At 59.0% G+C, this 22,697-nt stretch carries 21 protein-coding genes; 17 read left to right on the top strand and 4 right to left on the bottom strand.

The features are described from left to right. Position 1 precedes the first annotated feature (1 nt). The 6 genes from AC13E3_RS15825 to AC13E3_RS15800 are packed head-to-tail and all read left to right on the top strand — an operon-like array spanning position 2 to position 6,208. A complete protein-coding gene (locus AC13E3_RS15825; protein WP_405419093.1) occupies positions 2-2,206 on the top strand; it encodes a xanthine dehydrogenase family protein molybdopterin-binding subunit in 2,205 nt (734 codons plus the stop codon). Next, complete coding sequence (locus AC13E3_RS15820) at positions 2,199-3,194, top strand: XdhC family protein (RefSeq protein WP_482902213.1); 996 nt, start codon at positions 2,199-2,201, stop codon at positions 3,192-3,194. The genes AC13E3_RS15825 and AC13E3_RS15820 overlap by 8 nt, the downstream gene beginning before the upstream one ends. Positions 3,195-3,243: 49 nt before the next feature. Further along, positions 3,244-3,870 carry a methylthioribulose 1-phosphate dehydratase gene (locus tag AC13E3_RS15815; protein ID WP_053114901.1) on the top strand — a complete coding sequence of 209 codons (627 nt, stop codon included), beginning with the start codon at positions 3,244-3,246 and terminating at the stop codon, positions 3,868-3,870. Next, positions 3,867-4,427: a 1,2-dihydroxy-3-keto-5-methylthiopentene dioxygenase gene (locus AC13E3_RS15810; protein WP_008172914.1), complete on the top strand. Its 561-nt coding sequence runs from the start codon at positions 3,867-3,869 to the stop codon at positions 4,425-4,427. The genes AC13E3_RS15815 and AC13E3_RS15810 overlap by 4 nt, the downstream gene beginning before the upstream one ends. Further along, on the top strand, positions 4,424-5,116 hold the full coding sequence (gene mtnC / locus AC13E3_RS15805; protein WP_053114902.1) for an acireductone synthase: 693 nt from the start codon (positions 4,424-4,426) through the stop codon (positions 5,114-5,116). The genes AC13E3_RS15810 and mtnC overlap by 4 nt, the downstream gene beginning before the upstream one ends. A gap of 36 nt (positions 5,117-5,152) precedes the next feature. Further along, positions 5,153-6,208, top strand: a complete 1,056-nt coding sequence (locus AC13E3_RS15800; protein WP_092031932.1) for a DUF3080 domain-containing protein — start codon at positions 5,153-5,155, stop codon at positions 6,206-6,208. Between the two features lie 7 nt (positions 6,209-6,215). Here the strand turns inward: AC13E3_RS15800 and tfpB are convergent, their stop codons facing one another. The 4 genes from tfpB to arsC are packed head-to-tail and all read right to left on the bottom strand — an operon-like array spanning position 6,216 to position 9,485. Continuing rightward, complete coding sequence (gene tfpB / locus AC13E3_RS15795) at positions 6,216-8,033, bottom strand: type IV pilus assembly ATPase TfpB (RefSeq protein ID WP_482902212.1); 1,818 nt, start codon at positions 8,031-8,033, stop codon at positions 6,216-6,218. Positions 8,034-8,053: 20 nt separating this feature from the next. After that, positions 8,054-8,425, bottom strand: coding sequence for a DUF2069 domain-containing protein (locus AC13E3_RS15790; RefSeq protein WP_008172908.1), 372 nt, complete (start codon positions 8,423-8,425; stop codon positions 8,054-8,056). A gap of 57 nt (positions 8,426-8,482) precedes the next feature. Next, positions 8,483-9,088 carry an NAD(P)H:quinone oxidoreductase gene (gene wrbA, locus AC13E3_RS15785; RefSeq protein WP_008172906.1) on the bottom strand — a complete coding sequence of 202 codons (606 nt, stop codon included), beginning with the start codon at positions 9,086-9,088 and terminating at the stop codon, positions 8,483-8,485. A gap of 43 nt (positions 9,089-9,131) precedes the next feature. Continuing rightward, positions 9,132-9,485 (bottom strand): arsenate reductase (glutaredoxin), encoded by a 354-nt coding sequence (arsC, locus tag AC13E3_RS15780; protein WP_008172904.1) that lies wholly within the window; start codon positions 9,483-9,485, stop codon positions 9,132-9,134. A gap of 68 nt (positions 9,486-9,553) precedes the next feature. On the opposite strand from arsC, the gene AC13E3_RS15775 reads away from it, so the two are divergent. The 11 genes from AC13E3_RS15775 to truD all read left to right on the top strand — a co-directional run bounded on the left by AC13E3_RS15775 (position 9,554) and on the right by truD (position 22,697). Beyond that, positions 9,554-10,021 (top strand): TlpA family protein disulfide reductase, encoded by a 468-nt coding sequence (locus AC13E3_RS15775; protein ID WP_104271467.1) that lies wholly within the window; start codon positions 9,554-9,556, stop codon positions 10,019-10,021. A 45-nt stretch (positions 10,022-10,066) separates the two neighbouring features. Next, positions 10,067-13,549, top strand: coding sequence for a DNA polymerase III subunit alpha (gene dnaE, locus AC13E3_RS15770; protein ID WP_062784907.1), 3,483 nt, complete (start codon positions 10,067-10,069; stop codon positions 13,547-13,549). A gap of 139 nt (positions 13,550-13,688) precedes the next feature. After that, on the top strand, positions 13,689-14,642 hold the full coding sequence (gene accA / locus AC13E3_RS15765; protein ID WP_008172897.1) for an acetyl-CoA carboxylase carboxyl transferase subunit alpha: 954 nt from the start codon (positions 13,689-13,691) through the stop codon (positions 14,640-14,642). Continuing rightward, entirely contained in the window at positions 14,626-15,975 is a 1,350-nt protein-coding gene (tilS, locus tag AC13E3_RS15760) for a tRNA lysidine(34) synthetase TilS (protein ID WP_482902211.1), read from the top strand. The genes accA and tilS overlap by 17 nt, the downstream gene beginning before the upstream one ends. Positions 15,976-16,062: 87 nt before the next feature. After that, entirely contained in the window at positions 16,063-17,691 is a 1,629-nt protein-coding gene (locus AC13E3_RS15755; RefSeq protein ID WP_008172892.1) for a CTP synthase, read from the top strand. A gap of 2 nt (positions 17,692-17,693) precedes the next feature. Beyond that, complete coding sequence (gene kdsA, locus AC13E3_RS15750) at positions 17,694-18,539, top strand: 3-deoxy-8-phosphooctulonate synthase (RefSeq protein WP_424006552.1); 846 nt, start codon at positions 17,694-17,696, stop codon at positions 18,537-18,539. 124 nt (positions 18,540-18,663) lie between these two features. Continuing rightward, positions 18,664-19,959 carry a phosphopyruvate hydratase gene (gene eno, locus AC13E3_RS15745; RefSeq protein WP_008172888.1) on the top strand — a complete coding sequence of 432 codons (1,296 nt, stop codon included), beginning with the start codon at positions 18,664-18,666 and terminating at the stop codon, positions 19,957-19,959. Positions 19,960-20,164: 205 nt separating this feature from the next. Beyond that, the gene (locus AC13E3_RS15740; RefSeq protein ID WP_008172887.1) at positions 20,165-20,437 is read left to right on the top strand and encodes a septum formation initiator family protein; all 273 of its coding nucleotides are present in this window, start codon (positions 20,165-20,167) and stop codon (positions 20,435-20,437) included. A 6-nt stretch (positions 20,438-20,443) separates the two neighbouring features. Beyond that, positions 20,444-21,145, top strand: coding sequence for a 2-C-methyl-D-erythritol 4-phosphate cytidylyltransferase (gene ispD / locus AC13E3_RS15735; RefSeq protein ID WP_482902210.1), 702 nt, complete (start codon positions 20,444-20,446; stop codon positions 21,143-21,145). 26 nt (positions 21,146-21,171) lie between these two features. Continuing rightward, the gene (ispF, locus tag AC13E3_RS15730; protein WP_008172883.1) at positions 21,172-21,651 is read left to right on the top strand and encodes a 2-C-methyl-D-erythritol 2,4-cyclodiphosphate synthase; all 480 of its coding nucleotides are present in this window, start codon (positions 21,172-21,174) and stop codon (positions 21,649-21,651) included. Beyond that, on the top strand, positions 21,648-22,697 hold the full coding sequence (gene truD / locus AC13E3_RS15725) for a tRNA pseudouridine(13) synthase TruD (RefSeq protein ID WP_482902209.1): 1,050 nt from the start codon (positions 21,648-21,650) through the stop codon (positions 22,695-22,697). The genes ispF and truD overlap by 4 nt, the downstream gene beginning before the upstream one ends.

Below are 22,697 nucleotides of genomic sequence, written 5' to 3'. Positions count from 1 at the left end.
CATGGCGATGAATCGACGAAATTTCCTCAAGGTCAGTGCCGGGGCCTCCGGGAGCCTCATGGTTTCAATAACGTTGCCGGGCTGCGCGGGAATCCAGACGGGGTATGAGCCGGACACGGGCGAATGGCGTCCCGATGCCTGGCTGGAACTGACTGCCGATGATGAAGTCTTCTTCACCCTGGCCCGGGTCGAAATGGGGCAAGGAACTTACACCGGGTTGACCACTTTGATTGCCGAAGAGCTGGAAATCCAGCCGGAGCGGATCACCCCACGCTTTGCACCTGTGGCGCCGGAGTATCGAAATCCTCTGTACAAGCTTCAACTGACAGGCGGTAGCACCAGTGTTGCGACCAGTTGGGAGCCGCTTCGAACGGCCGGAGCGGAAGCCCGGCAAATGCTGGTTATGGCGGCAGCACGTGTATGGAACGTCGAAGCAACCGAATGTCGCGCCAGTGAAGGCAGGGTGGTGCACCCGAACGGTATCGACTCCATGGCCTATGGCCAGTTGGTTGAGTTGGCCGCCAAAGAAGTGCTGCGTGGTGACATAGCGCTCAAGCCGCAGAGCGAATGGAAATACATTGGCAAGCAGCGAGGCAAACTCGATGCCCGGGCGAAGTCCACGGGAACCGCAGTTTACGGGATTGATGTCGATCTTCCGGACATGGTGTACGGCGTTGTTTCACGCTCTCCCCGACGCGGCGGCCGCGTTCGGGACTTCAACGCTGATCAGGTCCGTGCAATGACGGGTGTGCTTGATGTTTTTGAGATCGAGCGTGGCGTGGCCGTTGTTGCCGACAAATACTGGCGTGCCCGGAAGGCTCAGGACGCGCTCAAGATAGACTGGGATTTTTCGGATGCCGTGTCTCTGTCTACGGGCGACGTGTTCGACTCCTACCGCGCCGCCGCCGATGACGATCCCGGAGAGTCCGAGCGTAGTGAGGGCAGTTTTGCCAGTTCCATGGAGGAGGGCGACCGGGTGGTGGAAGCGGAATATGCCCAGCCCTACCTGGCCCACGCGACATTGGAGCCCATGAGTGCCACGGCCTGGTACCGAGAGGACGGCATGGAGGTGTGGGCCCCTACACAGGCGCCGGACCTTGGCCGGATAGCAGCAGCCCGGGTGACCAATCTTGGCCCCGACGATATCACTATCAATACGACCTTTCTCGGCGGCGGTTTTGGCCGTCGACTGACTCAGGACTATATCGAAGAAGCGGCGGCAGTGGCCTATCGGGTCGGACGGCCGGTTAAGGTCATCTGGTCCCGTGAAGAGGACACCCGTCACGATCTCTATCGCCCTGCCATGCTGCACCGTATGAAAGCCAGCCTGTCTGGTGCTGAGCTGACGGGCTGGCATCACCAGATTGTTGGTCCTCAGATCCTGGACTGGTATGTCCGCAATGCGGCCCCTGCCCAGTATCCCTGGGCGCCAAAATTCATGTACGACACACTTGGCTCAGTCGGGCTAATGGCCGAAGGCATTGCCACGCCGAAAGATCACTCCGCGATTGAGGGGGCTATCGAATACCCCTACCGGGTCCCCAATATTGATATCCGTCATACCCACACCGATCCCGGCATTCCGATTACCTGGTGGCGTTCGGTAGGTTTTTCCCACAACGGGTTTGCCGTCGAAACTTTCATGGACGAACTTGCCCATGAGGCAGGTGAGGATCCTTACCAGTTCCGTCGTCGCCTTATTGCCCACGAGCCGAGGCACCTTGAAGTGCTTGACCGGGTTGCCAGGCTGGCCGACTGGCAGTCGCCTGTGCCAGAAGGGCGGGCCCGGGGGCTCGCCCTGTTCCGGAGTTTCGGAACGTACGTTGCCCAGGTGGTGGAAGCCGGAGTCGAGAATGGTGCGATCCGGGTATACAAGGTCACCTGTTCGGTGGACTGCGGCCAGGTCGTTAACCCCCGTATCGTGGAGGACCAGATCGAGGGCGGTATCCTGTTTGGGCTGACCGCGGCACTTTATGGAGAAATCACGCTGGAGAATGGCGAGGTCCAGCAGAGCAATTTCCACGACTACCCCCTAATGAGGCAGTACGAGCGTCCTGAGGTATTGGTGGATATTGTTGCAAGCAGCGAGTCGCCGACCGGAGTCGGCGAGCCTGGCGTGCCGCCGGTGATCCCGGCCCTGGGTAATGCCCTGTTTGCGCTCAATGGAAAGCGGCAGCGTAGCCTGCCATTGAGAGCCAATGCCTGATTCAAGCGTCGCCTATTCGGTCGCTACTGGCCGCCAGACCGTATTAGACAGAATGTCTCACTGGCTGGCGGAAGGTCAGAGAGCCTGGCTTTGCACCATAGTGGACACCTGGGGCTCCTCGCCGCGTCCGGTCGGCTCCTGGCTGGCGATTGCAGAATCCGGTCACTGGAGCGGGTCGGTGTCCGGTGGCTGTCTGGAAGAGGATCTGCTCCGGCGCACAGCGGAAGACGGGCCGGAACATCCGGTTTTCGTTGATTATGGAATCACCGATGATGACCGGGATCATTTCCAGCTGCCTTGCGGTGGCCGGATACGGCTTCTGATTGAACCCTTCCGGGGCCAGATGGGTCTCGATCACGTTCAGGCATTGGCGGCTGCCTTGCGCGATCGCGAACCGGTGGTTCGTCGCGTGCCGATAAACGGGGCTCCGACGCTGGAGCATTCTGTCTCCCGGGCCGGTAACGCGGTCCACTTCGACGGTGAACAGCTTCTTCATGCTTTGCAGCCCGAGTGCCGGCTGTTGCTGATCGGTGCGGGCGAAGTCGCCCGTTACGTTTTTGAATTCGCGACCGCGGCGGATTTTGCTGTCACCCTCTGTGAGCCGAGGGAGGCCTTCGCCGCCGGCTGGAGTTTTGAAGGGATTCCCCTGGACCGGCGCCTGCCCGATGATCTGATTTCGACACAGTTTGGCGACGCCTGGTCCGGTATTCTGGCCCTCGCCCATGATCCGCGCATCGACGATATGGGGTTGCTTGCAGCTCTTCACTCCAGTGCCTTTTACATAGGCGCAATGGGGTCGAAAAGAACTTCGGAAGCCCGGCGGGAACGATTGGCATCTCTGGGGCTTGAAAAAGAGGCACTCGAACGCCTGCGAGCTCCCATTGGTGTTGATATTCCGAGCAAGACACCGGCAGAAATTGCTGTCTCCATTGTCGCCGATCTGATTGCCGCACGGCATCATTTGCGAGGAGCTGGTTCGTCCCTATAATGGCGCCCATGGGAGTGTCCCAAGCGCTCTGAAACCCGGGAGAGAACTCGTGTTTGATGTAACCCGATACGCCGTCGCCGCGGATGCGATTGTGCAAGCCGGTCGATTCCTGTACCAGCAGGGTTGGTCGCCCGCAACCAGCAGTAACTATTCTGCCCGCATCGATGCCGAACACATCGCCATTACTGTTTCAGGCCGTCACAAGGGGCAGCTGGGGGCGGGTGATGTCATGGTGGTCGATCTGGCCGGCCGGCCGGTACAGAGCGACTGTCGCTCCTCTGCAGAAACAAGGCTGCATACGGTGCTGTATGAGGTCTTTCCCGAGGTGGGCGCGGTTCTGCATACCCACTCGGTGAAGGCAACGGTGCTCAGTCGTCTGCTTGAGCCCGGCCAGCCACTGGCGCTGGAAGGCTATGAGCTGCAGAAGGCGTTTACCGGCGTTGAGACCCACGAATCAGTCCTGACGGTTCCGGTGTTCGACAACACCCAGGACATCGACGCGTTGGCGGAGCAAACTCGCGAATGGTTCCGGGAGCATCCGGAACAGCCAGGCTACCTGATTCGTGGCCATGGCCTGTACACCTGGGGCAAAACCATGGCCGATTGCCTGCGCCATGTCGAGGCCTTTGAATTCCTGTTTGAATGTGAGCTTGAAACCATGAGGGTTCGCCCATGACTACCCTGAGTATTTTCGACCAGAGCCAGCCCGAAAAGGCACGCAAAGTGACCGGGAATCCTGAAGAAATACGGGAGCTTCTGGCCCGCCACGGTGTGCGCTATGAGCAGTGGCCAACGAAAGATCTGCCGGCTGACGCATCCCAGGAAGACATCCTTGAGGCCTACAGCGAGGAAGTCTCGAAACTGAAGCACGAATGTGGTTTTCAGACCGCGGATGTGATCAGCCTGAACCCGGACAATCCGCAGAAAGACGCGTTCCGGCAAAAGTTTCTGGATGAGCACACCCACAGTGAAGACGAAGTTCGTTTCTTTGTCCGTGGCCAGGGTCTGTTTTACCTGCACTTCGGCAACGAGGTTTTCGCCGTGCTGTGCCAGAAAAACGATCTGATCAGTGTGCCCGATGGCACTCGTCACTGGTTTGATATGGGCCCGGAGCCTGCGTTTACCTGCATTCGCCTGTTCACCAACCCCGAGGGCTGGGTGGCGGACTTTACCGGTGAAGACATCGCCGGTCGCCTGCCTCGCTATGAGGCGCTGGCAGGAGCGGCCGAATGATCCGGGTTGTGCTCACGGATATCGAAGGCACCACCAGCTCTATTTCGTTTGTGCACGATGTCCTGTTTCCCTATGCCAGCGAGCACCTGCCGCGTTTTGTCCGTGAACAGCATCAGGACAGCCCGGCTGTGTCTGAGCAACTGGACGCAGTGGCCGAGGTTTCAGGCGTTGCGCGTGAGGATGTCGAAGGGCTGATCCAAGTGCTTGAAACCTGGATCAGGGAAGACCGCAAGGAAACCTCTCTTAAGACGCTGCAGGGCATGGTCTGGGAGCAGGGATATCAGCAGGGAGAGCTGAAAGGTCACATCTATGCTGACGCAGCCGACTACCTTCAACGCTGGCATGATCGGGGGCTGCGTTTGTTCGTATATTCATCAGGTTCGGTGAAAGCCCAGAAGCTGATTTTCGGTTTTACCACGGAAGGCGATTTTACGCCGTTTTTCTCGGGCTATTTCGATACCCGTATCGGTGGCAAGAAAGAGACCGTTTCATACCGGAATATTCTGTCTGAGTTGGGCGTCGAGGCCTGCACGGTGCTGTTCCTGTCTGATGTGGAAGCTGAACTGGAGGCAGCCGAGGAAGCCGGCATGCAAACTGCCTGGCTTGTTCGCGAGGGAGATCTGCCGGAAACCGAACGTTTCGTTGCCAGTGATTTTGCGGAGGTCGATACCCTGCTGCAAAAGCGCTAGGCCCGGGGCTTTTTAACGCCATCGCAGGAGGAATGAATGCCCGGAACCGGAATTTGCAGAATCTTTGCGCCGGTTCTCGCCGTGCTTATTGCCGGTTGCGACCCGTTCTCGGATGCGCGTCCCATGATGGACGAGTATGTGGAGCGGGTGGCCCGCGTGTTGGAAGCCGATCCCGAGTTTTCTGACATTCCCTCCGCCAGCCAGCTTCCCCGCCGCCGTGACCGTGTGCTGACCATGCCCGAACTGGACATGGGAATGCTCGATTTTCTATCGCTCTACGGCTGTGAACTCCAGTACGTTGTTGGTGAGAAAAACTCGGTGATGGGGCGGGTTATGCAGCCCCTGAACCGCCTTCGTTATGAAATCCGGTTTATCGAAGCGGCCAGGGACTGTCTGCCGGATATAGAAGATGAGGAGTTCGCCGAAGAGCTTGTCGGTGGTATCGAGAGCAAGCTTGAATCCCTGCCCATTGCTATCTGGAATGCCACCTGGGGCGTCGAAGAAATCGAAAAGCTGTTTACCCTGGCCAAGGGCTACTATCCCGTCGCGCCAGAGGGCAATCCGGTGTCTGATCTCGCCCTTGATATCGACAGCCTGAACGCAGCAGTGGCCCGTTTGTACTCTGAAGATCTGGCGGTTTCCCTCGACTTTGCCGGCGACGTTCATCAGCGCTGGCAGGCAGAATACCGCGCCGGTCAGTTGATCAACAGCGCGCTTCTTCTGACTGCAAGGCTGAAGGACGGGACGGCATTGCTCAGGCAGAGAATTGAAGGCAAGCCTCTGTGTATTAACGGCCAGCCGAACAACCAGTCGGATATTGTTCAGAGTATGTTTTTCAGTATTTATATCGAAAAGATCCAACCCTATATGAGCACTGTGACCCAGGGACGGGTGGCGCTCATCGAGCCGTTCGAGCAGTTGGCGGAAATGCAGCGGGCGGTCATGCCAGAAAGTTTCGCCGGCTGGTATGAGCGGCATCTCTCACAGAGCGCCGAGGCCAGCCTGTGGCGGGAACTGGACGTGGCCATGATGGCTCACACCAAAGCATGGCAGGAATTACTGGGCCAGTGCGGATTGCGCCCGGGAGCCTGACCCTCATTCAGCGCTGGCTTTCCGGCGTCACCCTCAGAATCTCTTCCACCGTTGTCTGGCCGGCGGCCACTTTCTGTGCACCACTCAAGCGCAGGGATTTCATGCCTTCCTTGTAGGCATCCAGCCTCAGCTGCTCCAGCTCGCAATGATCGGTGATCTGTCGTAGCAATGCGCCTGACAGCGTCATAATTTCATAAACCCCTGCGCGGCCAAGATACCCTGTGTTCCGGCATTCCAGGCAACCCACGGGCTGATAGAACTGCTTTGGAACCGGCGCTTTCCAGGGCCGGGTGAGGGTCTGCCACGCCTGTTCGTCCGCGGGCCCGGGCGCCTTGCAATGGGGGCACAGAGTTCGGGCAAGCCGTTGTGCCATCACGCCCAGTACCGTTGCCCGAATCAGGTAAGGCGGAATGCCCAGTTCCATCATCCGGGTGATCGCACTCGGGGCGTCATTAGTATGCAGGGTCGATAGCACCAGGTGGCCTGTCAGGGCAGCCTGCACGGCCATTTCCGCCGTTTCCAGGTCGCGGATCTCGCCGATCATGATGATATCCGGGTCCTGACGCAGCAGCGCCCTTACGCCGGCTGCAAAGGTCAGGTCGATATTGGTCTGAACCTGCATCTGGTTGAACGCCGGCTCCACCATTTCGATGGGATCCTCGATGGTGCAGACGTTCAGCTCGGGCGATGCAATCTGTTTCAGGGTCGAATACAGGGTCGTGGTCTTGCCGGAGCCAGTGGGCCCGGTGACAAGGACGATGCCGTGCGGGCGGGATGTGATTTCCTGCCAGCGCTGGCGGTCTTCCTTGCCGAATCCCAGTTGCTCGTAGGACTTCAAAAGCACGTCTGGATCAAAGATCCGCATGACCATCTTTTCGCCAAAGGCAGTCGGCATGGTGGCCAGACGCAGTTCCACCTCCCGGTTGTCGGGTTTGCGGGTCTTGATACGACCGTCCTGGGGGCGGCGTTTTTCCGCCACATTCAGGCGACCGAGGATCTTGAGGCGACTGGTCACCGCCACGCCCACATGCTCGGGGAACTCATAAACGTTGTGCAGAACGCCGTCGATCCGGAACCGGACCTGGGTGACCGTGCGGCGGGGCTCTATGTGAATATCCGAGGCGCGCTGGTCGAAGGCGTACTGGAGCAACCAATCGACAATCTTGACGACGTGCTGGTCATTGGCGTCCGGGTGTTCGCTGGCGCCAAGATCGAGCAGCTGCTCGAAATTCTGGTTGCCGGCAACGCCCGGGCCCTGGCTGCCGCTGGCCTTGCTGACGGAATTGGCGAGCTGGTAGAACTCCACGGTGTACCGGCGGATATCCTCGGGATTGGCGACAACGCGCCGGATATCCTTGCGAACGGCCTGTTGAAGGTTCTGCACCCAATCGCTCTTGAAAGGTTCTGTGCTGGCGATCAGCACCTCATCGGCTCCGATCTCAACGGCCAGGATGCCATGGCGCTGCGCAAAGGCGTAAGACATCACCCGGGCAATGGCGGGTGTGTCGATCTTGAGGGGATCAATATGGTAATAGGGTTGCCCCGCCCAGTCGGCCAGCCAGTGAGTCAGCCGATCCAGATCCAGGGTACGACCGCTCTTCTGGCTGGTCAGCGCGGCAATCGCCACCAGTTCCAGCGGGTGGCGCCTGCCTTTCTGTCCGTCGCCGGTTGCCGCGCCCAGGTTGGCCGACAACACCCGCTCTGCGTCTTCCTGGCTGATTTCCCCGCTGGTAACAAGCGCGGTGCAAACATCTCTCAGGGTCAGGGTACTTCTGGGCGGCGCGGGTGGCCGCTGCACCGTTCCGGAGTTGCTTGTGTCAGCCATAGAGGGTCAGTTCCAGGTCTTCAGGGTGTGTTTCCGTCTGCCACCGGCCGGTTCACCTTCAGGTGAATCATGGCAACAGTGAACAACAGGAAGGTCAGTACCGTCAAAATGACCGGCCCCGGGGCGCCTTCGCTCAGCCATGCCGAAACAACGGCCTGAGTGAAGTAGAAGATCACCACGAAGGACATCCAGATATAGCCCCGATTGTGACCGCGAAAGACCGTGACCGCAAAGGGCAGAAGCGGGACCAGTTTCACCGCCAGCATCAGGGGTATTGAAACACCCTCGACGGGAGCCGGGTAGAACGTGGTAATCAGCAGGGTGGCAAGCACGCCGATGTAAAGGGCGATCGTCGCCCGCACAGTGATGCGGGCCTTCGGGTTGTTCAGCATAGTGTGTTCCGGAGTCGGTAAGTGTAAAGCAAAGTACGTCCTGCGCCCGGTCGCGTATCAGTCAGCGAGTTTCAGCGCCAGTCGCGCCAGACGTTCGCCGAAGGCCTGGCACAGGGCTTTCTCATGCGTGCTCAGGGGTTGCTGTTCGCCGGTTCCGGCCCAGTGGGTAGGGCCGTAGGGTGTGCCACCGGTGTCCGTTTCGCCGAGACTCTTCTCCGAGTAGGGGAGACCACAGACCACCATGCCATGATGCAGCAGCGGCATCATCATGGTCATGAGAGTCGTTTCCTGCCCGCCATGGAGGCTGCCGGTAGAGGTAAACGCGCCCGCCGGTTTGCCTTCCAGGGTTCCGCTCAGCCAGAGGTCGCCGGTCGTGTCGAGGAAATGCTTCAGGGGCGCTGCCATGTTGCCAAAGCGGGTGGGGCTGCCGATGGCCAGGCCGGCGCAATTTGCGAGATCGGATTTGCTGGCGTAAGGCGCTCCAGAGTCCGGAACTGCGGGCAGGGACGCTTCCGTGTCCGGTGAAACCGGCGGTACCGCCCGCAACCTCGCTTCCATGCCTGTTACCCGGGCCACGCCACGACCAATCTGGCTGGCCAGCTCCGCAGTCTGGCCTGTGCGGCTGTAAAATAGCACGAGAACATAGGGCAATTGATCGGACATCTTCAGAGATCCTTCTGATCTGGCTGGAGGAGATTGTTGGGCGTTACAGGATCGAGAGAACGTTTTCCGGTGGCCGGCCAAGTGCTGCTTTGCCGTTGGCGGTCACAATCGGTCGTTCAATCAGTTTCGGTGTTGCTACCATCGCGGCGATGAGTTGTTCGTCGCTCAGGTCGGGGCTGTTCAGGCCCTGTTCTTTATACTCTTTTTCTTTCGTGCGCATCAGTTCGCGGGGGCGAAGATCCAGTGCGTTCAGGATATCCTTGAGCTCCTGCTCTGTCGGTGGTGTTTCCAGGTAGCGTATAATCTCTGGCTCAATTCCCCGTTCGGTAAGCAGTTCAAGGGTTTGGCGGGATTTCGAGCAGCGAGGGTTGTGGAAAATCCGGGTGGGTTCTGTCATCTTCGTGCCTGATTGTCTGAATGGAGTCCACGATTTCTGTGGCCGGTAGTCTAACAGGAGGTTTTCCAGTGCAGTACCCTGATTCTGTCCGTAGGCGTTCCGGCCTGCGTGTTCTGGCCGTGGCGCTGCTCATTCTGGCGATGTCCGGCTGCCAGAAAATCGAGCTTGAGCGGGCAGAAGGCACAAAACTGAACTGGGACACCTTGCGCGGCCAGTGGGTGTTGGTTAACTACTGGGCGGAGTGGTGCAAACCGTGCCTCGAAGAAATTCCCGAGCTCAATGAGCTGGACAAGGCGCCCGACATTACCGTACTCGCCGTCAATTTTGATGGGGTGCGGGGCGACGCATTGGTCGAACTGGGCGAGCGTATGGGCATTGAATTTACCATGCTGGCGGACGATCCAGGGCCGGGTTTCGGCTGGAAATTACCGGTCGCGCTGCCTGCCACTTTTCTGGTTAATCCGGGCGGCGATCTGGTAGAGACCCGTTTTGGACCCCAGACCGAAGAAGAACTCCGGGCCGTGATCGGCGGTTGAGCCGGCCGCCCCAACTGAATTACACAGCAGGAATAACCTGACGTTATGTCGCAGACTTTTGTACACCTCCGCGTCCATTCCGAATACTCCATGGTGGATGGCCTGGTCAGGGTTAAACCGCTGATCAAGCGCGTTGCCGAGCTGGGCATGCCGGCTGTTGGCCTTACCGAGCAATCCAACATGTGCTCGCTGGTTCGCTTTTACAAGGCGGCCATGGGCGCGGGCGTCAAGCCCATCATTGGCGCCGATCTGTGGCTGGAAAATCCGGACGAGCCCGAGAATCCGTTCCGCATTACGCTGTTGGCGCGAGATAACGACGGTTATCTCAACCTCACCGAAATCATTTCCCTGGGGTATACCGAGGGGCAGCGGTTTGGCAAGCCGATCATCCAGCGCAAGTGGCTTGAGGCTCGGCCGAACGGTTTGATTGCGCTCTCTGGTTCTAGAATGGGCGATGTGGGCAAGGCTTTGATGGCGGGCAAACCGGAACTGGCCCGCGAGCGCGCCCGTTACTGGATGGATTTGTACCCGGATAGCTACTACCTCGAGTTACAGCGCACCGGTCGTCCAGGAGACGAAGACTGCCTGCACCTGAGTGTTGAGCTGGCCGGTGCTCTTGGCCTTCCGGTGGTTGCCACTAACGATGTGCACTTCCTGGAGGCGGAAGACTTTGAGGCTCACGAGGCCAGGGTCTGTATCGGTGAGAGTCGTACCCTGGATGATCCGCGCCGTGATCGCCGGTTCAGTGACCAGCAGTACCTGCGCAGCGCCGATGAGATGATCGAGCTGTTCAGCGACATCCCGGAAGCAATCGAGAACACCGTGGAGATTGCCCGGCGTTGCTCGGTGAAGGTTCGGATGGGTGAGTATTTCCTGCCCAATTACCCGATTCCCGATGGCATGACCATGGACGACTATTTCCGGAAGGTCTCCGAGGAGGGGCTGGAAGAGCGGCTGGCCAAGACCCTCAGCAAGGACGATCCGGAATACGATGCCAAACGCGAGGCCTACTACAAGCGCCTGAACTTCGAGCTGGATATCATCATCCAGATGGGGTTCCCGGGCTACTTCCTGATCGTGATGGACTTCATCAAGTGGGCCAAGAACAACGGTGTGCCCGTGGGGCCGGGCCGGGGTTCCGGTGCCGGCTCGCTGGTGGCCTACGCCCAGCTGATCACTGACCTGGATCCACTAGAATATGACCTGCTGTTCGAGCGGTTCCTGAACCCGGAACGGGTTTCCATGCCCGACTTTGACGTCGACTTTTGCATGGAGGGCCGGGACCGGGTGATCGAATACACCGCCCAGAAATACGGTCGAGAGGCGGTGTCGCAGATCATTACCTTCGGCACCATGGCCGCGAAGGCGGTTGTGCGGGATGTTGCCCGGGTGCAGGGCAAATCCTATGGCCTGGCCGACAAGCTGTCCAAAATGATCCCGTTCGAGCCGGGCATGACCCTGGAGAAGGCTCTGGAGCAGGAGCCACAGCTGGTCGAGTTTCTTGAGAACGACGAGGAAGCCCAGGAAATCTGGGAAATGGCCCTGAAGCTCGAGGGCGTGTGCAGGAACGCCGGTAAACACGCCGGCGGCGTGGTGATCGCGCCTACCAAGATCACCGATTTTTCGCCCCTGTACTGCGACGACGAGGGCGGAAGCCTGGTGACCCAGTTTGACAAGGGCGACGTGGAAGACGCCGGCCTGGTGAAGTTCGACTTCCTGGGCCTGCGGACGCTTACGATCATCAAGTGGGCGCTGAACATGATCAATCCGCGCCGGGAAAAGAAGGGCATGCAGCCGCTCGACATCAACGAGATTCCGCTGGATGACGTGCCCTCGTTCGACATGCTCAAGAAAGCGGAAACCACGGCGGTGTTCCAGCTGGAATCCCGGGGCATGAAAGACCTGATTCGCCGTCTCCAACCGGACTCCCTCGAAGACATGATCGCCCTCGTGGCCCTGTTCCGGCCGGGGCCGCTGCAATCGGGCATGGTGGACGACTTTATCGACCGTAAGCACGGCCGCCAACCCATGTCCTTCCCGCATCCGGATTACCAGTACGAAGGCCTCAAGCCGGTTCTGGAGCCCACCTACGGGGTTATCCTGTACCAGGAGCAGGTCATGCAGATCGCCCAGGTGATGGCCGGTTATACCCTTGGTAATGCGGACATGCTGCGACGCGCCATGGGCAAGAAAAAGCCCGAGGAAATGGCCAAGCAGAAGCAGTTTTTCCTGGATGGCTGTGAGCAGAACGGGATCAACACGACCCTGGCCGAAAACATCTTTGACCTGGTAGAGAAGTTTGCCGGCTATGGCTTCAACAAATCCCACTCCGCCGCCTATGCACTGGTGTCCTACCAGACACTCTGGCTGAAAGCCCATTACCCGGCAGAATTCATGGCCGCGGTACTGACTGCCGATATGCAGAACACCGACAAGGTGGTCACGCTGGTGGAAGAGTGCCGGAACATGAAGCTGGATCTTCTGGTGCCAGACGTCAGCCGTTCGGAATACACCTTTACCGTCAACGACGAAGGCCAGATTGTTTATGGCCTCGGTGCTATCAAAGGCCTGGGCGAGGGCCCGATTCAGAGCATCGTGGAAGGTCGTGGCGATGGCGAGCCCTATCAGGATATTTTCGATTTTTGCCGACGCATTGACCTGAAAAAGGTCAACAAGCGCGCCATGGAAGCGCTGATCCGGTGCGGCGCCATGGACAAGCTTGGCGCCAGCCGGGCTCAGTTGATGGCCAGCATCGATAAGGCCGTGCAGCAGGCCGGCCAGCAATCCCGTAACGAGTCCGTCGGCATGATGGATATGTTCGGCGAAATGCTCGAGGCCGGTGACGGTGGCGATCCCTACGAGGACGTGGCCGGCATGCGCGAGTGGCCCGAAAAACAGCGGCTGAAAGGGGAGAAAGATACCCTGGGGCTTTACCTCACCGGCCACCCGTTTGATGAATACGAGAAAGAGGTTCGGCGGTTTGTCCGGTCCTCCATCGCCGATCTGAAGCCGAACAAGTCACCCCAGCGCGTCGCCGGGTTGGTGGTTGCCCAGCGCACCATGAAAACCCGCACCGGTTCCACCATGTGTTTCATCACCCTGGACGACAGGAGTGCGCGGATAGAGGCGACCCTGTTCTCGGAAGCCTTCTTTGAGAACCGGGAACTGTTGCAATCTGACCAGGTGATTGTCGTGGAAGGGCAGGTTAGCCACGACGACTATTCCGGCCAGATGAAGATGCGGGTGAGCTCGGTGATGGATGTCGCGAGCGCTCGTCAGCAGTTTAGCCGTGGGTTGAAGCTCAACCTGCACGCCGATCAGCTGCAGAACGGACTGCTGGAGAAACTGGACACCACCCTGAGGCCGTTCCGCTGTGATGGCAGTCCGGTCTGGATTGAGTACAGCAGCCCCGAGGCGTCCACCCGAATCGAGCTGGGTGAATCCTGGCGGGTGCAGCCGGATGACAACCTGCTACTGGAGCTCCGTTACCTCGTAGGCGACCAGTCGGTAGAACTGGTCTATGATTGAGTAAGCTGAAAATTAAAAGTTTGTCAGATAGCGGACTCATACCAATGTCCGCTTTAGCCACTGACCGGGCGCTGCTATCTTTGTGTAAATTCTGGTTTGGCGGAGCATTTTCCCGCCTGGCAAAAAATGATGGAACATCATGAACCCTAACTATCTGGATTTCGAACAGCCAATCGCCGACCTGGAAGCCAAGATTGAAGAGCTTCGGATGGTTGGCAATGACACCGACATCAATATCACCGACGAGATCACCCGGCTGAAGAAAAAGAGCGTCAGCCTCACAGAGAGCATTTTCTCCGATCTCAAGCCCTGGGACGTTGCCCGACTGGCTCGCCATCCCCGCAGGCCCTACACCCTGGACTACATCGAATCCATGTTTGAGGATTTCGATGAACTGCACGGTGATCGCCGTTATGCAGACGACCTGGCGATCGTAGGGGGTACTGCCCGGCTGGACGACAAGCCGGTAATGGTGATTGGTCATCAGAAGGGCCGGGAAGTGCGGGACAAGGTAAAGCGCAACTTTGGTATGCCGCGCCCTGAGGGCTATCGCAAGGCCCTGCGCCTGATGGAAATGGCCGAGCGGTTCAAGATGCCCATTCTCACGTTCATCGACACGCCGGGTGCCTATCCCGGCATTGGTGCGGAAGAGCGTGGGCAGAGTGAGGCCATTGCCTTCAACCTGGCCGTGATGTCCCGCCTCAAGACACCCATTATCTCCACGGTGATCGGTGAGGGCGGTTCCGGTGGCGCGTTGGCCATCGGTGTCTGTGACCAGCTGAACATGCTGCAGTATTCCACCTACGCGGTGATTTCCCCAGAGGGCTGTGCGTCGATCCTCTGGAAAAGTGCCGAATACGCTGCCCAGGCGGCGGAGGCCATGGGTGTTACGGCTGACCGGCTCAAAGATCTGGGGCTGGCGGATAACGTGGTAACCGAGCCCCTCGGCGGTGCTCACCGCAACCCTGAAAAAATGTCGGAATCCCTCAAAGAGGTTCTGGCGAAAGGCGTCGCTGAGCTCAGCCGCCTGCCACTGGATGAGCTGGTATCCCGCCGCTACGAGCGGCTGACCCGCTATGACACCGGGCGCTGAGCCCGGTTCCGGATTCCACTGGCCGGAGGCCCTGTGTGCCCCGGTCAGAGAACTCCCCGATCACACCCGTCTTTGGGTCGCCCTGAGCGGCGGCCTCGATTCCACCCTGTTATTGCACCTGGCAGCCCACTGCCATGGCTGTTCCGGCGCTGTCCGGGCGATCCATATCAATCATCAGCTTCAACCCAATGCATCGGATACCGAGTCGTTCTGTCGCGGTGAATGTGAGCGACTTGGCGTGCCGCTTGTGGTTGAGCGGGTAACCGTCGATGGTGGTCGTAGCTCGGGTGCGGGTATAGAGGAAGCTGCCCGCAAGGCCCGCTATGCCGCCCTCGAGGCGCTGGTCGGGAAGGGCGACCTGGTCTTGATGGCTCACCATGGGGATGACCAGGCGGAAACCGTTCTGTTCCGGATGCTCAGGGGCAGCGGTGTGGCCGGGCTCGCGGGCATGCCGGCCAGTCGTGAGCTGGGCACCGCGACCCTCGTCCGGCCCCTGCTCGGGTTTGAGAGGGCCGAACTCGAGCGCTGGGCCCGGGTCGCTGGCCTGTCATGGGTTGATGACCCCAGCAATACCGACCAGCGATTTGACCGGAATTTTCTCCGTCACACTGTGTTGCCGCTCTTGCGGGATCGCTGGCCGGGGTTGAATCGCAGGCTGCGGCACACGGCGGAATCCTGTGGCGAGAGCGAAGCGCTGAACCGCAAACTGGCCGCTTTGCAGTGGCAGGCAATCGGCGGCGACCGGGACCGTCTCCCCGTTGATGGCCTGAAAACACTGCCTCTGGCGGAGCAGAAGAATCTGCTACGTTGGTGGGCACGGGAACGCGGGTTTCATGCGCCCACCCCTGGTGACTGGCAGCAGGTCATTCGGGACCTGCTGTTTGCCGCAGAGGATCGGGAGCCGGAGTTCCGGTCCGACGGTTTCAGTCTGCGGCGTTTCCAGGGTGATCTTTGCCTCGTTCCCGACCGCGGCCCTTTACCGGACGCTCCGGTCGATCTCGAGCCGGGGGATGGTGTCGCGTGGGGAGAGTGGTCCCTCAGGTTGGAATCTGTCGTTACCCCGGAACAGTCGTTGCCGCCAATACGGATATTTACGAGGCAGGGTGGCGAGCGGGTCCGTTTCCGTCCCGATGGGCCGTCCCGTTCGCTCAAGAAATGGCTGCAGGAAGTCGGCGTTCCACCCTGGGAAAGGGCCCGTCTGCCGCTGGTTTTCGCGGGTTCAGAGGGCGCAGCAGAGCTCATTGCCATTGGCGATTTATGGTGTTCTGAACAATACTCGGGAGGCGCCCATGCCGCCGGTTGGCGGCTGGTCATAGAGCGGGAATGTGATTGAGTCAATGGGGCCTTTCTGGTAGTCTGGCGTCCCATCTTGAGATGACAATCTCCCTCCTTCACCGAACCAGACAATCACGGAATCTGCATGACGCGTTATATTTTCGTCACCGGCGGTGTCGTGTCCTCCTTGGGGAAAGGTATCGCATCAGCCTCTCTGGCTGCGATCCTCGAGGCACGCGGCCTGAAGGTCACTATTCTCAAGCTGGACCCGTACATCAACGTGGACCCCGGCACCATGAGCCCGTTCCAGCACGGTGAGGTTTTTGTCACCGAGGATGGCGCGGAAACAGACCTCGATCTGGGCCACTACGAGCGCTTCATCCGCTCCCCGATGAGCAAGCGCAACAACTTCACCACCGGTCGGGTGTACGAGGAAGTAATCCGCAAGGAGCGCCGTGGCGACTACCTGGGCGGAACTGTGCAGGTAATCCCCCACATCACTGACGAGATCAAGCGCCGGGTCGTTGAAGGTGCCGCTGGCGCCGACGTAGCGCTGATCGAGATTGGTGGCACGGTAGGCGATATTGAATCCCTGCCGTTCCTCGAAGCCTGCCGGCAACTGAAGGTTGAAGTCGGTCCCCAACGTGCACTTTTCATGCACCTGACCCTGGTTCCGTACATTGCCACTGCGGGTGAGATCAAGACCAAGCCCACCCAGCACTCGGTCAAGGAAATGCGCTCTATCGGTCTGCAGCCGGATATCCTGCTGTGCCGCTCCGAGCACGAGGTGGACGCCAGTTCACGTCGCAAGATTGCCCTGTTCACCAACGTCGAAGAGCGGGCCGTTATTCCTCTCCAGGATGCCAAATCCATTTACGCCATTCCTCGCATGCTCTATGAGCATGGCCTGGATCAGCTCGTTATCGAACGATTCGGCCTGGATGCACGTCCTGCGGACCTCAGTGAGTGGGACAACGTTGTTGAATCACTGATGAATCCCGAGCAGGAAGTGACCATTGCCATGGTTGGCAAGTACATGGAGCTTCTCGACGCGTACAAGTCGCTGATCGAATCCCTGCTGCACGCCGGCATCAAGACCCGCACCAAGGTCAATATCAACTACATCGATTCCGAAGACATCGAGCGTGATGGCACCGGTGCGCTGGCCAGTGCCGACGCGATTCTGGTGCCGGGCGGTTTCGGTGAGCGCGGCGTGGAAGGCAAGATCCGCACGGTTCAGTATGCCCGTGAGAACAAGGTGCCTTACCTTGGCATCTGCCTGGGTATGCAGGTTGCTGTAATTGAATACGCGCGGAACGTGGCCGGTCTGACCGACGCTCACAGCACAGAATTCCGCGAGCACACGCCGGAGCCGGTGGTGGGCCTGATCACCGAATGGCTGGATTCCACCGGAGAGCGCGAAGAGCGTACGGAAGAATCTGATCTTGGCGGGACCATGCGTCTCGGCGCCCAGGATTGCGTGCTTACCGAAGGTTCCACCATTGCCAACTGCTATGGCAAGAAAACCATTCGCGAGCGTCATCGCCATCGTTACGAGGTCAACAACCACTTCCTGCCAAAGTTGGAAGAGGCCGGTCTTCAGATCTCAGGTCGTTCGACCGATGGTCGTCTGGTCGAAGTGGTTGAAGCGCCGGATCATCCCTGGTTTGTCGCCTGTCAGTTCCATCCGGAATTTACCTCCACACCCAGGGACGGCCACCCGCTGTTCAAAGGCTTTGTTGAGGCAGCACTGGCCTGTAAGAAAGGATCCTGAGCATGGCGCAGAGCACTGTAAACGTTTCGGGAATCGACGTCGCCAACGACAAACCGTTTGTGCTCTTTGGTGGCATGAACGTCCTTGAGTCGCCGGAGCTGGCCATGGAGGTTGCCGAGGCCTACGTTGAGGCCACCGGCAAGCTCGGCATTCCCTACGTTTTCAAGGCGTCGTTTGATAAGGCCAACCGTTCGTCGGTGAATTCGTTTCGTGGTCCAGGCCTTGAGAAAGGGCTGCAGATTCTGGCGGACATCAAAAGCAAGTTTGGTGTTCCCATTATTTCGGACGTCCACGAGCCGGCCCAGGCCGCTCCCGCAGCGCAGGTATGCGACATCATCCAGCTGCCGGCTTTCCTGAGCCGCCAGACCGACCTGGTGGTCGCCATGGCGAAAACCGGTGCGGTGATCAACATCAAGAAGGCCCAGTTCCTGGCTCCCCAGGAAATGAAGCACATCATCACCAAGTGCGAGGAAGCCGGCAACGACAAGGTGATCCTGTGTGAGCGGGGCAGCAGCTTCGGCTACAACAACCTGGTTGTCGACATGCTGGGCTTTGGCATCATGAAAGCCATGAACGTACCGGTGATGTTCGATGTGACCCACTCCCTGCAAATGCCCGGCGGACGCGCGGATTCGGCCGGTGGCCGACGTGCCCAGGTGACTGACCTGGCGCTGGCGGGTATGTCCCAGGGGTTGGCCGGTTTGTTCCTGGAGGCCCATCCGGACCCGGACAAAGCCAAGTGCGATGGCCCCTGCGCTTTGCGGCTGAGCCAGCTTGAGCCCTTCCTGCAGCGGGTGAAAGCTGTGGATGATCTGGTAAAAAGCTTTAAATCTATCGACACCGCCTGATTGGCGGTGTTGGCGTTTTACGCGGACTATGGGAGCGAGCGGGAACGGCCCTGCGAAAATGTAGAGGGCCGTTCCCTCTCGCTCTGACTCCCGAATTTGAACATGAACTTGGAGACAGAGAAGAATGACCAAGATTGCCAACATCAAGGGCCGTGAGGTTCTGGATTCCCGCGGTAACCCGACAGTAGAAGCCGACGTTATCCTCGAAGACGGCACCGTCGGCAGCGCCTGCGCGCCTTCTGGTGCCTCCACGGGTTCCCGGGAAGCCCTGGAACTGCGTGATGGTGACGCTTCCCGTTACCTTGGCAAGGGTGTTCTTAAGGCTGTAGAAGCCGTGAACAGCAAGATCCGTGATGCACTGGTAGGCAAAGATGCAGCTGATCAGCGTGCTCTGGATCAGATCATGCTGGACCTCGACGGTACCGAGAACAAGGCCAACCTGGGCGCCAACGCCATCCTGGCAGTTTCCCTGGCGGCGGCGAAGGCTGCAGCTATCTCCCTGGGCAAGCCACTGTATGCACACATTGCAGACATCAACGGTACCTCCGGCCAGTTCTCCATGCCGGTGCCGATGATGAACATTCTGAACGGTGGTGAGCACGCGGATAACAACGTTGATATCCAGGAGTTCATGGTTCAGCCGGTTTCCGCCAAGAGCTTCTCTGAAGCCCTGCGGGTTGGCGCGGAGATTTTTCACAGCCTGAAAAAAGTGCTGAAGGCCCAGGGCCTGAACACAGCGGTTGGTGATGAGGGTGGTTTTGCTCCCAACCTGCCCTCCAACGAAGCGGCGCTGGCGGTTATCCAGGAAGCGGTCGAGAAGGCCGGTTACAAGCTTGGTACCGATGTGACCCTCGCCCTGGACTGTGCATCTTCCGAATTCTACAAGGATGGCCAGTACCAGCTGTCCGGCGAAGGCAAGAGCTTCGATTCCGAGGGCTTTGCCGATTACCTGGCAGGTCTGTGTGAGCGATATCCGATTGTCTCCATTGAAGACGGCATGGACGAGAGCGACTGGGATGGCTGGAAGGTGCTGACCGACAAACTGGGCGCCAAGGTTCAACTGGTCGGTGACGACCTGTTTGTGACCAACACCAAAATCCTGAAGCAGGGTATCGAGAAGGGCGTGGGTAACTCCATCCTGATCAAGTTCAACCAGATCGGCAGCCTGAGCGAAACCCTCGATGCCATCAAGATGGCCCAGGATGCCGGTTTCACTGCCGTGATTTCACATCGTTCCGGTGAAACCGAGGACACCACCATTGCCGATCTGGCGGTGGCGACCTGCGCCGGCCAGATCAAGACCGGTTCCCTGTGCCGTTCGGATCGTGTTGCCAAGTACAACCAGCTGCTGCGCATCGAAGAAGCGCTGGACGGTAAGGCGCCTTACCGCGGCCTGAGCGAAATCAAAGGGCAGGGCTGATCGACTGATCCCACCGGTTCTGGCAGAGTGTCTGGCCGGTAATTGGCGAAAAACTGTTAAGGCCATCGTGTTCTGGGCGAAATTCCGGACATGATGGCCTTTTTGTACAGGCAGTTAGAAGAATTTGTTGCTAATCTACTCTAAGGTCTATACTCAACGTCCGGCGTTGGTATTTTGATTGATTGAATTTTGAACGGAATCGGCAATGAAGTTGCTCTGGACCTTAATGGTGGTTGTGATTCTCCTGCTGCAGGTGCGCCTGTGGGTCGGGGAGGGCAGCTTTGCGCAGGTATGGGCTCTGGAGCAGTCCATTGCCGAGCAACGTGAAGAAAATGCCGAGCTGGCTACCCGCAATGAACGTCTCTATGCGGAAGTCAGGAATCTGCGTAACGAGCAGGGCGCCGTTGAAGAACGGGCCAGAATGAACCTCGGCCTGATAAGAGACGACGAGACCTTTTTCCTGGTTGTTGAAAACTGATTGTCTATGCCTTCCCCGAGACTCTGGCTGATTGTTCCTGCCGCCGGCATCGGCCAGCGTATGCAGGCTGAGCAACCGAAACAGTACCTTCGGATTGGCGAGCGTTTCATTCTCGACATCACCCTTTCCCGACTCATGGATTCCGCGCCTTTTTCCGGCTGCATGGTGCCATTGCACCCGGCCGACCATTGGTGGCCGGATACCGAAGCCAGCGGCGATAGCCGAATCCAGACCTGTACCGGCGGTTCCGAAAGAGCTGGTTCGGTGTTGTCGGCGCTGCACGCCATGGCGGAACAGGTGAAAGATGACGACTGGGTTCTGGTGCACGATGCGGCGAGGCCCTGCCTTGATACCCGGGATCTTTCAAATCTGATTGACCGGCTCTACAGCCATCCTGTCGGGGGGCTGCTTGCCTCGCCGGTTGCCGACACTTTAAAGAAAGCCGTTACTGCTGAGCTTCCGGAAGTGATTGAGACCGTTGATCGCACGGGGTTGTGGCGGGCTCTGACGCCCCAGATGTTTCGCTATCGTGTTCTTGTTGATTCTCTGGAGGCAGCTCTTGCCCGAGAGCTTCCGGTGACCGATGAGTCCTCCGCGGTGGAGTTTTCCGGTAACATGCCGGTGCTGGTTGAAGGGCGGCCGGACAATATCAAGATCACCGTGCCCGCCGATCTGGCACTGGCAGGCTTCATTCTGAGCCAATTCTGAACTTTCGGAGTGTTCCGGAGCACATTATGCGTATTGGTCAGGGCTTCGATGTCCACGCCTTCTGCGAAGGCGACTCTGTGATTATTGGCGGCGTAAGCATTCCGCATTCCCACGGGCTCAAGGCCCATTCTGATGGTGATGTCCTGCTGCATGCGTTGGCAGATGCATTGCTGGGCGCTGCCGCGCTTGGCGACATCGGGCATTTCTTCCCGGACACCAGTGACGAGTGGGCAGGGGCCGACAGCAGGGACCTTTTGCGTCGGGTTGTGAACCGGGTCCGGGACGAGGGCTTCTCCGTCGTTAACGTGGATACCACAATCATTGCCCAGGCCCCCAAGATGGCACCCCATATCGATGCCATCCGTTTGAACATTGCCGAAGATCTGGGCGTGCCGGCCAGTCGTGTCAGCGTGAAAGCCACCACCACGGAAAAGCTGGGTTTTACCGGGCGCGGGGAAGGCATTGCCTGCCAGGCGATCTGCCTGCTTGAACCGGTGGAATCTTGAGCAACTGGCGCCTTGACTGGCCAACCTCCGGCGGCAGTCGTATTGCCTCTGGCCGCCTGAAAACCGCCCCGGGCGATTTCATTGTCGACGAATTGCTGGAGCTGCCGGAAAGCGGCCCGGCCGTCGACGGAGATGTAATCGCAGGCAGTGGCGAGCATCTTTGTTTGAAACTGGAGAAAGTGGGTGATAACACAGAGTATGTTGCCCGCGAATTGGCCAGGATCGCCGGGTGTCGTCACTTTGATGTCGGTTTCTGTGGGCTCAAGGATAGGCATGCTGTGACCCGCCAGTGGTTCAGTCTGTACCGTCCCGGAAACGAGGATCAGGACACCGCTCTGATCCGGGAGATTGGCCTACGCTGGCCGGTTCTGGCGGCTTCGCGGCAGGCGCGGAAATTGCGGCGCGGGGAGCACAGGGGTAATGGCTTCACGATTACCCTGAGGGCCGTCTCCGGTGAGCACCAGGTTATTGACCGAGCGCTGGAGCGTCTGGGCGATATTGGGGCTCCAAACTACTTTGGCCCCCAACGGTTTGGCAATGATGGCGCTAACCTTGACCGAGCGGTGCATCTTGATCCCGCTACCCTGAACCGACGTGGCCGGTCCGGTGGAAAAGGCCGGGGTGGCAAAAAGCGAGCTGGCAGCGACGGCTCGAAAAACGTATTGTATTTTTCGGCAGCGCGCTCCTGGCTGTTCAATGAGGTGCTGGCAGCTCGGGTAGACGATGGCAGCTGGGCCGAGGCAGGAGCGACAGGTCCACTGTGGGGTGACGGCGGCACCACCGCTTGCGGGCCCCTGGAAACCTTCGAGCGAGGCATTGTCGCGCAAACCCCGGAGTTGGCCGCCCTGTTTTCGGTCACCCGGATGAAACCGGAGCGAAGGCCATTGGCGGTAAAACCGGAGAGCCTCTCCTGGCAGTGGGTCGCTGAGGACTGTCTGGAGCTGGCGTTTTTTCTTTCGCCCGGCCAGTACGCGACAACGATTTTGAGTGATATTTTCGAGCTTGAGGACATGAGCCTCGGCCGACACAACGAACAACAAGGCTAG

The sequence above is a fragment of the Marinobacter sp. L-80 genome (assembly GCF_056859395.1).
The sequence above is the reverse complement of the archived record's forward strand: the minus strand, read 5'-3'. Positions and strand labels throughout refer to the sequence as shown.